16 protein-coding genes are annotated in these 12,144 nt (G+C 42.2%); 3 read left to right on the forward strand and 13 right to left on the reverse strand.

What is annotated here, in order from left to right; all coding sequences use genetic code 11:
- Nucleotides 1-29 precede the first annotated feature (29 nt).
- Nucleotides 30-872, reverse strand: coding sequence for an alpha/beta fold hydrolase (locus tag M1J35_RS19270; RefSeq protein WP_224519296.1), 843 nt, complete (start codon nt 870-872; stop codon nt 30-32).
- Nucleotides 873-1,165: 293 nt separating this feature from the next.
- Nucleotides 1,166-1,558, reverse strand: a complete 393-nt coding sequence (locus M1J35_RS19275; RefSeq protein ID WP_224519295.1) for a DUF1259 domain-containing protein — start codon at nt 1,556-1,558, stop codon at nt 1,166-1,168.
- Between the two features lie 140 nt (nt 1,559-1,698).
- Here M1J35_RS19275 and M1J35_RS19280 point away from each other — a divergent pair, with 140 nt between their 5' ends.
- Nucleotides 1,699-2,544 (forward strand): helix-turn-helix domain-containing protein, encoded by an 846-nt coding sequence (locus M1J35_RS19280; protein WP_254651987.1) that lies wholly within the window; start codon nt 1,699-1,701, stop codon nt 2,542-2,544.
- 22 nt (nt 2,545-2,566) lie between these two features.
- Entirely contained in the window at nt 2,567-2,923 is a 357-nt protein-coding gene (locus M1J35_RS19285; RefSeq protein WP_224519293.1) for a VOC family protein, read from the forward strand.
- A 25-nt stretch (nt 2,924-2,948) separates the two neighbouring features.
- Here M1J35_RS19285 and M1J35_RS19290 read toward each other — a convergent pair whose 3' ends face one another.
- On the reverse strand, nt 2,949-3,845 hold the full coding sequence (locus tag M1J35_RS19290) for a LysR family transcriptional regulator (RefSeq protein ID WP_254651988.1): 897 nt from the start codon (nt 3,843-3,845) through the stop codon (nt 2,949-2,951).
- A gap of 115 nt (nt 3,846-3,960) precedes the next feature.
- On the opposite strand from M1J35_RS19290, the gene M1J35_RS19295 reads away from it, so the two are divergent.
- Nucleotides 3,961-4,596, forward strand: a complete 636-nt coding sequence (locus M1J35_RS19295) for a class I SAM-dependent methyltransferase (protein ID WP_254651989.1) — start codon at nt 3,961-3,963, stop codon at nt 4,594-4,596.
- Nucleotides 4,597-4,705: 109 nt separating this feature from the next.
- On the opposite strand, the gene M1J35_RS19300 is transcribed toward M1J35_RS19295, so the two are convergent.
- The 10 genes from M1J35_RS19300 to M1J35_RS19340 all read right to left on the reverse strand — a co-directional run bounded on the left by M1J35_RS19300 (nt 4,706) and on the right by M1J35_RS19340 (nt 11,748).
- Complete coding sequence (locus M1J35_RS19300; RefSeq protein WP_254651990.1) at nt 4,706-6,616, reverse strand: alpha/beta hydrolase family protein; 1,911 nt, start codon at nt 6,614-6,616, stop codon at nt 4,706-4,708.
- A 26-nt stretch (nt 6,617-6,642) separates the two neighbouring features.
- The gene (eis, locus tag M1J35_RS19305; RefSeq protein ID WP_254651991.1) at nt 6,643-7,863 is read right to left on the reverse strand and encodes a GNAT family N-acetyltransferase; all 1,221 of its coding nucleotides are present in this window, start codon (nt 7,861-7,863) and stop codon (nt 6,643-6,645) included.
- 40 nt (nt 7,864-7,903) lie between these two features.
- A complete protein-coding gene (locus M1J35_RS19310) occupies nt 7,904-8,374 on the reverse strand; it encodes a GNAT family N-acetyltransferase (RefSeq protein ID WP_254651992.1) in 471 nt (156 codons plus the stop codon).
- Between the two features lie 92 nt (nt 8,375-8,466).
- Nucleotides 8,467-8,733, reverse strand: a complete 267-nt coding sequence (locus M1J35_RS19315; protein ID WP_254651993.1) for a hypothetical protein — start codon at nt 8,731-8,733, stop codon at nt 8,467-8,469.
- Between the two features lie 23 nt (nt 8,734-8,756).
- Nucleotides 8,757-9,305 carry a hypothetical protein gene (locus tag M1J35_RS19320; RefSeq protein WP_254651994.1) on the reverse strand — a complete coding sequence of 183 codons (549 nt, stop codon included), beginning with the start codon at nt 9,303-9,305 and terminating at the stop codon, nt 8,757-8,759.
- Between the two features lie 51 nt (nt 9,306-9,356).
- Nucleotides 9,357-9,656 carry a TIGR04104 family putative zinc finger protein gene (locus tag M1J35_RS22865; protein ID WP_371928687.1) on the reverse strand — a complete coding sequence of 100 codons (300 nt, stop codon included), beginning with the start codon at nt 9,654-9,656 and terminating at the stop codon, nt 9,357-9,359.
- Nucleotides 9,657-9,740: 84 nt separating this feature from the next.
- Nucleotides 9,741-10,085 (reverse strand): helix-turn-helix domain-containing protein, encoded by a 345-nt coding sequence (locus tag M1J35_RS19325; RefSeq protein ID WP_254651995.1) that lies wholly within the window; start codon nt 10,083-10,085, stop codon nt 9,741-9,743.
- A gap of 102 nt (nt 10,086-10,187) precedes the next feature.
- The gene (locus tag M1J35_RS19330) at nt 10,188-10,868 is read right to left on the reverse strand and encodes a phosphopantothenoylcysteine decarboxylase domain-containing protein (RefSeq protein WP_254651996.1); all 681 of its coding nucleotides are present in this window, start codon (nt 10,866-10,868) and stop codon (nt 10,188-10,190) included.
- Between the two features lie 50 nt (nt 10,869-10,918).
- Nucleotides 10,919-11,404 (reverse strand): GNAT family N-acetyltransferase, encoded by a 486-nt coding sequence (locus M1J35_RS19335; RefSeq protein ID WP_371928688.1) that lies wholly within the window; start codon nt 11,402-11,404, stop codon nt 10,919-10,921.
- Between the two features lie 68 nt (nt 11,405-11,472).
- Nucleotides 11,473-11,748, reverse strand: coding sequence for a hypothetical protein (locus tag M1J35_RS19340; protein ID WP_254651998.1), 276 nt, complete (start codon nt 11,746-11,748; stop codon nt 11,473-11,475).
- Nucleotides 11,749-12,144: the final 396 nt, after the last annotated feature.

A 12,144-nucleotide genomic window follows, 5' to 3' on the forward strand; every position in this document is an offset into this window, starting at 1 on the left:
TGAAACCTCTTGTGTGCTCATATGGAGAACTACACCAAACAGCTGAAATCCTTCACCATGTCATTGAATTTCTCTTGTTCCTCGACATGAGGAGAATGATTGCTATTTTCGAAAATATAAAAGGTTGAATTTGGTACTAAATGAAAGATTTCTTCAGAAAACACAAACGGGCATTGCGCATCGTGCCTCCCGCAGAATATGATTGTCGGAGTGGTAATTTCCGAAATGGTTTCTCGAATATCATACTCAGGAAGTTCCGTCTTAGAATAATAGTCCAGGCGTTTTTTAACCACTTTTCCACTGCTTGGCTTGCCGAAGTATTCATCGTATCTTTCCGGATCATACAAGGACATTTCCGTCCACGCCTTTCCTGCCTGCCGGCGCTCTTCTTTCGTTGCCTCTTCAGAATAAAAGACGGAAACGATTTCCTTCAAACGGTCATTTTCCGGATTCTTGTCGCAGTATATACTGTCCTGATGCTCCATATATTCATTTGTTGCGGAAGCTCCACCTACAACCAATCGTTTGACAGACTCCGGATGATGAGCGGCATAGTGCAGCCCGAGCATCCCACCGGTTGAATGTCCGGCAAAGTTCCAGTGTTCATATCCGAGAACTTGGCGGATCGCTTCTAAATCTTTGCTTGTCTCACTCATGCTCAGCTCGTCTTCATGTGTCACTTCAGTGGAATTCCCTGTTTCTTTCAGATTCACCAAGTACACTTTAAAGTCCTCGACAAATCGATCAGCGAAATGATACCCGCTCTCGTTAAATTCACTATAAAGGTGCGTCACGCATAACGGTTCCCCGTTACCTGCTTCAAAGATTTCAAAAATCCCCCGGTTTGTTTGGATCAGCTTTTGTTCCCACATTCCTATTTCCCCCAGTCTGATTTGTCTGTATCGTTAATTTGGGTATTTTATCTTATACACTATTCATTAGACGGATGCCGAATCAGAATAGTTTCAATTATTCTGTTAACTTTCCTTTTATTTTCATAGAATCCATTTATGGCAGATCGTCATCTACTCCAGACCCTATGCCACACCGTTGTGAGCCGGCTCATCAAACGGTTGTTCTAGTCATTTATACGTCTTAAGAACAAAAAAAGTTTCGAAATATTAGGAGTAAATTGGAATGGAAGAGAAATGGCGGGGAGAACGCTTCAATTTTCCAGAACGGAAAGTGCCTCGGCCGCTTTATGGGCAAACTGTAGAGGAGGCTCAACGGATTGAAAATGGATGTACATAATATCAGGATGGGTGAAGAGCCAATGATTATGTAGAGCGCTGACGAGCAATCCTCTTTTGATCAGCACTTTCGAGAATGACTGAATCTCTTCTTCCAACAGGACAACCTCCCCAAGATTTAATGCACGGCCTTCTTGATCCAGTGACTCGAATGAGAACCCCGCCTTTAGCTCCCCTCTGCTTAGCCGTCCTTGAATCGTCACATACAGATTTCTATCGATGGATACGGAACATACACCATTCTTCAGCTTTGCTTTCCCATTCAGAATCTTACCGAATTCCGTGCACAACTCGTGAACATTGTTCATAAACCAGACCACCCTTTTTGTTTCCACTTTATTCTTAACGGGGTGGAAAGATGCCATGATGTGTGAAAGATATGGCAGGAGAATGGAGCGTTTACTTGAATGTACTCTAGTAGACGAATGGAAAGGAAGAAGGGAAAGCGATGACACGTTTTGATTTTTTTCGGCCAACGATTATGCCGAGCCCCTATACGAAATATAAGGAATTCCAACCGGCACCGTTTCTCCGCCCCTACATTTGCTGCTACTGGCTAGCTTCCCCCTATAAGATGCAGGTCCCCCGGTATTCGTACGACATCATTCCAGATGGCTGTACCGATATCCTATTTGAATACGATCGTCTGAGCCAAACCAGTTCGGTAACGTACTACGGAATGTTTGATGAATATTTTCACGCGACTGAACAACATCATCCTCATAAAATCACTTTTGGCATCCGTTTTTATCCGGGGAGCTCTGCTTACTTTATAAGGGAGAAGGCGAAGGATACCGCTCGTTCGATGACTGATTTGAATCACTTAAACCAATCTTTGATGGGGAAACTTAAAGACCAATTGCTACAGACAAATCATGTAACCGAGATGATTGCATGTTGTGATGTCATATTCTCTGAAGCGTTGAAAGATTCTTTGTCATTCAGACAGGATGCCTCGCTTCCTGCTATTCTTTCTACTATTGTATCAGGATGTGGGACATTGACCGTCGAGGAAATCGCACGAAAAGAAGTGATCAGTACCAGAACGATGAATCGCCTGTTTGAAGAACGCATCGGGTTGAGCCCCAAGAAGTTCAGTCAAATCATTCGATTTCAATCCATCTTGAAAGAGTGGGTGCGCCATCCTAACAGCACGAATCTTGCTGATGGATACTTTGATCAATCCCATTCCATAAAGGATTTCAAGAAGCGGACAGGAAAAAGTCCTTCTCAGCTTCAAGTGTCCGATTTTTACAATACGGTCTTTCATCACTCCGATACCATTAAGATGTAATCACAAAAAAGGAGGAAAAAGAATGAAGAACTATACAGGAGTCACCTTTCAAGTTCGAGTTACAGATTACGAAGAAGGGCTTGGTTGGTACAAAACACTTTTCAACCGCGACCCTGACTTTATCCCACATGAAAATTTTGCCGAGTGGGAAATCGTGAAAGATACCTGGCTGCAAGTGGCAAAAGGAGAGCCTACAGTGGGGAATGGTCCATTACGATTAGGCGTTCAAGACATCCATTCTGAACGTAAGAGATTGATAGAATCATTGAATACGACAATAGAGGAAGTCCAAACCCGGGAAGGCGTTCCCGCTGCCTGGTGTTCGTTTAGCGATCCGTATGGTAATTCGGTTGGGTTGTTTGAAGAATTAGATACATAACGGCAGAGCGGGGATGGCACCCGCTCTATACCTGTCCCCATGAACCGGACCTTACTGTTTCTAAAAAGCGCCGGGCAGCAGGAGGCAGGGACTGTTCGCTACCCAGGCTCACTAAAGCGACTTCCCTGTAGAGAGCAGGCATATCATTTGGTTCCAGCTTCACCAATGTTCCTTTTTCTATAGGCTCGGATACCATGGACTCTGTAAGGAGCGCTGTTCCACTGTAGTTCTGGACAAACTCCAGTGCTGTAGCAGGAGGCAATTCGATGGTGTCACTCCCGAATGACATATGGGTTCGTTGCCAGTGCTTGCTCTCCTCGCTCCAATCCGTCAAGATGTATGGTTTGCTTGTTTCAAAAATGTCTTCTACCCTATAACTCCCAACCTCCATCCCGCTTAATGGCTGATCACAGCGGGCAACGAAGATCAGAGGTTCTTTAATACTATAAAGCTTTTTCAGATCTTTATTAAAAAATGGAGAAGTGATCATCCCCATTCTAATGGTTCCATCATAAAGCATGTCGATGATTTGTTGGTTATGGCCGGTGTGGATGGCGATCTGGATATCGGGAAATGCAGTGTACATTTCCTTGATGATCGACGTGAAATGTCCCGATGTAAATGTCGGAAGGGTTCCGATCGTGATTTCCCCTCTTTTCCCTTCCTTTATCGACAGGGCCCTTTCTTTCCCTTTATGTAACACTTCGAGAGCCTGCCTCGCATAGGGAAGGAACCCTTTACCCAAATCCGTCAACTCCATCTGTTTCCCTGCCCTTACAAACAGATATCCCCCAACATCTTTCTCTAACTCTTTGACCCGTAAACTGACAGTAGGCTGTGATACATCCAGGTATCTCGAAGCTTTACTATATGAACCTAGCCTTGCCACAAGCTCAAACGCAATCAGCTGATTGATTTCCAATATAACCACTCCCATTATAAAAATATATTATAGTAACTATAAGTAATATAGGATTGTTTAATAGTGATAAGAAAATTATAGTGGAAATACACAATAAATAAAAGGAGGGCGTTTTATGAATGTGAAAGCAAAATTACAGAACCTTATGGACACCCAGTATAGCCGGCCTGCCGGGGTTCTCGGATGGTTCATCGGGGAGAAGATGATTCGCCAGCATAAGCCTGAAACGCTGTGGACCATTGGAAACCTCCAGCTTCAGGAAAACGAACGGATTCTTGAGATTGGATGCGGGGCAGGATTTGCGATGAAACAGATCGCTTCGTTGAATGGCGGCCACAATGTCACCGGATTGGATGTGTCAGAAACCCTTCTCCAATCAGCGGCTGTGCGTAATAAAAAAGCCATCAGACAAAACCAGATGGCACTAGTTCACGGAAGCGTTGAAGAAATGCCCATCCCTAATGAAGAATTCACATTCGTGTTCAGCATCCATTCTGTTTACTTCTGGGAGGACCTGTCCAAATCATTGAAGGAAATCGAAAGGGTGCTGTCTCCTGGAGGTACCGTCTTGATTACGCTTTGCGATGGAAAGGACGGAGAAGACTGGGGTGCCATCAAGAAAATGATCCAAAGTGAATTGCTCCCGATCATGGAACAATTCAAGTTTGAGGATCTTCGCGTACTAGAAGGACCCGTATCGCGGGGGTATCATACGGTGGCTGTATGTGGAGTTAAATCATCAACTCTATGAACCGATTTCCAGAAAAAGATGGCCATGGGGCGGGTACGTTGGTTCACAACGTACCCGCCCCATGGCTTTTTTAAGTGAAAAAGTTAATTGGGAACCGTCCCTAGTTAACCTAATTAACCAACCATTTTAAAAACCAAACTAAATTCTGCTCCATAATAGCCCGGTGTATTCCCGGCTTGTCAGAGCTGTATCCCATTCCTTCAAATACGACTAATTCTGTCTCGACTCCCATATCCTTAAGTCCTTTATGGAGCTCGAATGCATTAGGAAGCGGGACTCTTGCATCCTTCTCACCATGTTGGATCAGGGTTGGCGTAGAGGCTGATTGAATATAGGTCGTGGGTGAGGCTTTGGCATAGATCTCCGGGTCATTCCAAGGTGTCTCTCCTACATGCATCCTGATAAAGGAAGGCAGATCTGTATTCACATAATTCGTGACCCAGTTACTGATTCCGCCCCCAACTGAGGCAGCCTTGAATCGGTCGCTGTAGGTAGAGCAGAATGCTGAGATGAATCCGCCCTGGCTCCAGCCCATCACCCCGACTCGATCTTGATCTACTATTCCCCGGTCCACGAGTGCATCGACACCGGATATCACATCCTCGTAGTCACCGATGCCAAGGTTTCGATAGTTTGCCTTCAAAAAATCATTTCCATATCCTGAGCTACCTCTGTAGTTTGGTTCCAAAACGATGAAGCCCTTCTCAATAAACGGCTCAACTGGATATTTTTCATTGAAGCAGCTTGAATGGATGGGGAAAGAAGCCCAGGCCGGACCGCCATGGATGAAGACCAGTAAAGGGTGTTTTTTATTCCAATCCATGTCTTTCGGGGTTGTTAATACCCCTTCAATTTCAAGACCATCACGGCTATTCCATGAGATGATTTCCCTGTTACTTGTAAGTCTACCCCGGAGCAGACCATTCTCATTGGTGATTTTTTCATTATCAGCATAGACTTCGAATGTTTCATTCGGTGCAGCCTTACGATAGGCCAGATGTTTTCCATCTTCTGTTGTTGAAGCTTCCATAATGCAGCCATCCGATTTTCCGCTTATCATGTCCAACTTCCCATCTCCAGACAATAACCCGATCCGATAATTCGTTTTGTCCTGCCACATCAGTAGAATCCCTTTAGCTGTCCAGCGTATGGGAACAACCGCATGGTCAAAATCTAACAATGGTTGAATTCGCTGACCACTCGTAAGATCATAGATTTCGAGTGTACTGTCCATGATATGAGTCTTATAGTAACCCTTCTCACGTAAGCTCGCTGTGTAACACACTTTCGTAGTTTGAGGAGAAAAGCATACGTTACCTCCGACTACCTTATCTCCCTCCAGCTCCCGCAAATCTCCAGATGGGCGATCAAGCAGGTGAATTTCTCCGTTCTGACCACCCTCCCCATCCGGGCTTGGCGTAGCCATGAACACCACCTTTTCCCCATCGGCTGAAACTTCGAATTCTTGGATGTGAAAATCTCTGCCATCCGTCAGTTGATAGGGAACATTTTTATCAGGTTTAGTAAAATCCTTTACTTCCACGTACCATAAACAATGGTTCCGGTAATCCTTGCCTACATGGTGAAAGTCCCCATACTTCTCCCTGCGTTTCTTGATTTCCTCAGATTCCGGTGACGGTGTAACATAGTAAATCCCCTTGCCAGAAGGATCCCACTTGAATTGAATGACCCCTTCTTTTTCATTCGTAATTCGAACTCTGCCATCACCATTAATTGACTCCGCAAAGATTTGATTCTTCATACCTCCCTCACCAGCTGAAAGATAGCCTAAACGTGTGGAATCCGGCGACCATAGTGGGGATGTCCCCTCTGTGAATGGGGTGCATTCCCCCTTGTCTTTTTCATATATCACGATGGAATTCCTATATATATTCTCTTCCCAGTCAGCCGTGTTTTTGACAAATGCTACGCGTTGTCCGTCCTCACTCATGTGTAAGTCTGTTATGGCAGGTATGGAAAGAAGCTCTTCAATACTTAAATATGTATCACTCTTATTCATTCAGATACCCCTTCATCTTGAATACCTTAAAATGCTTTCGTACATACCGGCCTTTCATGCGTGTGGAAAAGGTCATGGATTTGATTCACATATGCTGGGTTCGATAATTCTGCTTTGCCCCATTTATATAACGAGCGAAAAGTCACGGCCCCCATGATCATCGAAGAAAACTCGGAGATATCCATTCGCACGATAGTGTCGACTGTCTGTTCATGAAAATATTGAATCTCCCCGTGTGAAAACGTCACGTTGAAGTTCTTTGACTCGTCACCTTGCAGATCGTCCTGTATCTCAAAACCTATCGTTAATGAAGCACGGCCAAATCGGTGCTTCTTCTCGTACAGCTCCATCAATAACCCTTTACAATCAAGGGCCCTGTACATCACACCAACCCCAAGGTTCACCATATGCTTATTGTCAACAGAAGGCGCTGTATCAAGCATGGTGTCCATCCCACTTTCAGGTGAACTAAGAAAGTGAATGAGGTCACCACGGTTAGCATTTATGATGATTCGTTTAAATTGATCAGCCTGTTGATGTAAAAAAGTAGATAATTCTTCAATCGCTTCCCTTGTTTCAAAGAATAGCTCATGTATGTAAAGATCCTTCCCCTTACCTTCATACAATACGTAACCAAGTACTTGACCATCCCGTTTAAAACCAACCACTTTTCCAAAATTAAAAGGTCGATTCAATTCCCGCTCTGTCGGAAATCGTTTCGTCATCCCATGCGTTCTTTGAAAAACACGGTTGTAACAATCCAGAATGAGTTCTCTGTCTTCATCGTTTAAGTGTTCAAGATGCTCTTTACAGGAACCATTCTGAAAAGAGGATGGGCTGACATAATATTGATAAACCTGTGTCCCCATTCCAAATCCCATTCTCTTATAAAAGGAAACGTTGAACGGATATAACATCACAAGATGATGACCTTTGGCTTTATTAATCTCATAAAAATACTTGATTAGTTGATGCGCATTTCCCTCTTTCTTATGTAACAAATCAACGGCAAGCATCCCGACTCCGCCAACAGGGATGGTGGTTTGGTTCAGGTTCATTTCAAACAGAAAGGTCCTCATGCCGGCCACTAAATCATTCCCCTTGAACAACCCATATAAGCTTTCGCTCGGTGTCTCTTCGATATGCCCCTGCAGCCACTGATCGGCATGTAAACCAGGGAATGCCCCATTGGCAAGTGAACAAAATGATGCGTATGCAGAATGATTGATTTCTCTTATTTCCTTCAATTTGAAGTCCCTCCCCTAATTCTGAAAGCTTGAGAGAATCTTATAAACGGATTTCCATCATCCTTGATTTAGTCTTTAAATTCATGGATTCATAGAATTTAATCGCATTTTCGTTAAACTCCCATACACCTAACTCCAGTGAATCTGCACCAATCGTCTTGGCGTACTCCACTACTTCCCCAAAGAATCTTTTTCCCAATCCCCTTCCTCTGAACGTCTGATCCACACCAAAGTCATCCATATAAACCACTTTCTTAGGAATGAGGATCGGCCGTTCTGCTGCATTCTTGATTGTAAGAATGGTATAGGCGATGGGCTGGACTTCTTCTAATAGAAATACCTTCGTGTTTTCTCCATCTACTAAGTTGTTAAAATAGTCCTGGTCTAACGTGGTATCTGCCATCTTGTAATGGTCTGGTCTTTCCTTTGTATGCATTTCGTGCACTTGTCTTTGGATTCGATGAACTGCATCGTAATCGTTTTTAGTGGCTTCTCGGATATGTGTTTGCATCGTATTTCCTCCAGGATGTTCTTTGTAGGTTACTTACTTTAGTGAACTTGTCTTTAAATTGCCCCATGGCTAACTATAATCGAACCTCTTGCTTATGTCAGAAATGTAATAAGAACATTCAAAATGAAAAACAATGCCGGTAGTGCACTGATGACTAAGCCGAATACTGCTGATTTTCTAATAAATAAGAGCACAGAACCGATAAGCCATACTCCTATAATGGAAAGGAAGCCAGGGTAAACAAATGTGTGCCCTGTATAATTCTCCCCAAATCCTCCACTTGCTAAAAAAAGTGTAATAGGTATCGTGATGATACCGGTTATGATGAGATGAATGATCCGATATATTCTAAGATTCATAGAATGCCTCCTCTACCAATCTTTCACCTATTATGAAACTGCTCAGACGATTCCTCTAGCTCTTTATCATCTAATTCCTCAATAACTTCTTGCGTTCCGTCTTCCTTAACGACCTTCATTTCTGCATCCTTAGTATCACTGACTGCATACCAAAACCGTTTATCGCCTTCCACCTCGATGATATTGGCTTTCTCTCTCCCTGCAAACACTTGCTTTATGGAAGAATCACTGATTGCACCGGAATAGATATACGGTTCCTGATGCATTGCCGACCACTTTACAGGCGTATCCCATTCCGCTCCCCTTGTTTGCTTCCATTCCCACTGACCGTCTTCTTGTTTGAAATAGGCGATAAAGACTTGTTCTCCCCGGGGATTATGTTCTGTAAATACGGCGATTGCATCGTTTGGTTCGATGACCTCTTCCTCTTTGTGAATGAGGGAATAGGAATAATTCACTTCCTTATCATATTCCTTTGCATTTTCCTTCATTTCTTTATGAAAGAATTCTTCAAATGTGGGTTGATTAGAACATGCGGCCAATATAGTGATGAGGGTGAATACAGTTAACAAAATAGCTTTTTTAATGGTAAACATCCTTTCATTTAGATTTCCACGTCAAATTTATGATTGGTTGGTTTGCTCAAGTTTGAACCTCACTATGAATGGACTCAGCAGTGAGCCGATAAGTATGAATAGCATCCCAATTCCAAGATTCAATACTATGCTTTGGAAAGGAGTAAGGAATAGGAGAAAGAGTGTCGTCGGTAAATACAACAGACTAAGCATGACCCTTCCCTTCATCGTTATTAGGTGCTCATGTTGGCATGCATGACATCTGAACGGTTTTATAATTGGGCCCCATAAATACCGGTAGACCTTCTTCCATTGGAATTGGGTATGACAGTTCTTGCAGTGTTGCAAAATCTCATCCCCCTTTAAAAAATGTAAAAAGCTGAAGGTCTTTGATATAGTCTTCAGCTGTTTAATTAGTCTAGTGTTTACCTATCACTGAAAAGATTTACCTTCCGTCTCCTCTAACCATCGATCGATCGCTTTAACAGGAAAGTAGTATTCATATCCCATTTTTATATATGGAATTTCACTAATAACAACGTCATCTTCTTTTCTGGGGTATATCAATTCTAATTGCTCGTCGCTTATACCTAAGTAATCTTTTAATTCTGTGGAACTTAATAATTGAGGTCCTTCTGTTGAATTCATATTTACTGTAACTTGATCATCTACATTTTGAGAGTCACTGTTTTGGATGGCATTCGAAATCATCCATGCACCAGCTAAAATACATAGCGCTAAAATGATAAGTGAAATATTGGTTGATCGTTGTTTCATCGTATCCGCCTTTCAGTAAAAAATCACCTGCCACAAATACCCATTATTTCAAACCGTTTCACTTCTGGCAATATTCATTTTCTTTTGAACATAACTTTTTATTTAGTTTACATGACCTGCAAGTAACTCCATTAACCCCTCTGCTGTATCTTTCTTACTTATGTACGTTTGGGGAGGTTGACCTTTTGAAACAATATAATGCTCCGCACTTTCACCATAGAGAGACGCCGTTTTATTCGCAACCATAAATTCTGCCCCGGAAGAATCCATTCGAATGTTCGCTCTTTCGAACAAGTACTCTTGATCATCTGTATGCTCTAACTTGAATCCGACAAGCAAGACGTTTGGATTCCATTTTTTTATTTCTGATAATACTTTTGGAGCTTTTTTAAAATGAATGATCGGGGGTTCATCACTCGTCATTTTTCCTGTCTCCAAAATCGGATTCCCTCGTTGGTCCAACATTTTATCGACTACCCAATCCGATCCGGCTGCTGCCATGATCACGACATCAATAGGTTCAGATTGTACAATCGATTTGATTTTCTCACCCAGATCTTCTATCCCCTCAAATTGTATCAAGCGCATGCTTCCATGGCTTTCAGGAAGCTTTGCAAAATAGCCGTGTAGGTAAATGACCTCTGCTTCATGGCTCAACGCTTCTTCCGCTAGATAACACCCCATCGTCCCTTTTGCTAAATTAGTGTGTCCTCTAACTGTATCCCATTTCTCAAGTGTACCTCCGCTTGTTATGAGAATCCTTTTTCCTTTTAATAAACTCATACATTCACCTACAATTTTCTTTTCGCATTCCTATGTATTTCATTGATAAACTAGCCATTTGAAATGGTAAAAACGGATTGCTCATTTCCAAAGCGTTGAATCTTATTCTCCAACCTCATCCCTACGGATAATAATAGTTTGCAAGACGCCTTATTTTGTGACTGTGTTTCGGCCATGACCCTGTCTAATTGCATAGTATGAATCCCATAATGCAATACCTTATTAATGACTTCTCTGGCGATGCCTCTCCCCCAAAATTCCGGTAAAAATTGATAGCCGATTTCAGTGTGAATTCCGTCATGATAGGTGTCTAGGAATACCATCCCGACAAATTCCTGGGAACTTTTATTGAAAATAGTCCAATGATATTCCTTATTGGGTGAATGAATCATGTCATGAAATCTCTGTTTAAATGATTCTTCATTGACGGTGCCACCTAAATATTTTCGTACCTGCTCGTTGTCGTATAATTTTTTTATATGGTGAGAATCACTTTCCTTTAATCTATGTAACTCGCATCTTTCTGTGGACAACAATGGTTTCACCCCTTTTTATCATGAGGGCTGATGCTTGTTAAGCGATTCAGCTATACCTCATATTGTCATTAGTATCTAATCTTCCTATAGACCCCCACTCCCAGGTAATATAAGAGACCAATCCCCATAATGATGAAACCATAGACCATAAATCCTAATCCTTCAAATCCTCGGATAAAGACGATACCTATTACAAAGGATATGTAGCCTATAGTGGATATGGTTAATGGAATGATGAATCCTCTTTTACTTTTCACGCTGAAGAAATGAATCGAACTCAGAAGCAATATTGCTGACAGCCCTGATACTGCAATCACTGCATCGCCATAGTACTGCCACCACATGGACAGCTCCTCCTTTCGAGTTAAGCTTATCTAGCTAATCTTTACCGCTTCTACTACTTCTATAGATACTTTTTATACCTTTTCTCATTTACTATCCAGGAAAGAATCGATATTACTAAGCCGATTATAATAGATTGATAAATCAATACGCCTATTGGTGATGCGGTATTAAAGACCACCTTAAACAACATGAAAGTCAGAAAACAAGCGCCGCCTGTCATCAATGACTGAAATAGGATATATTTAAGCTTTCCTCCTTTCCTCGTTTTCTCCCATTTTTGCATATATTCATTCATAATATTCCCCCTTCATTTCTTTCTCCTCCCGGTTACCCACTCTGAAAAAATCGAAGTGTAAATACTACTGTTTTCTAAGGAATTGAACATAAACAGCAAA

Origin of the sequence: Rossellomorea sp. KS-H15a (assembly GCF_024195245.1) — a bacterium.
Taxonomy (GTDB): domain Bacteria; phylum Bacillota; class Bacilli; order Bacillales; family Bacillaceae_B; genus Rossellomorea; species Rossellomorea vietnamensis.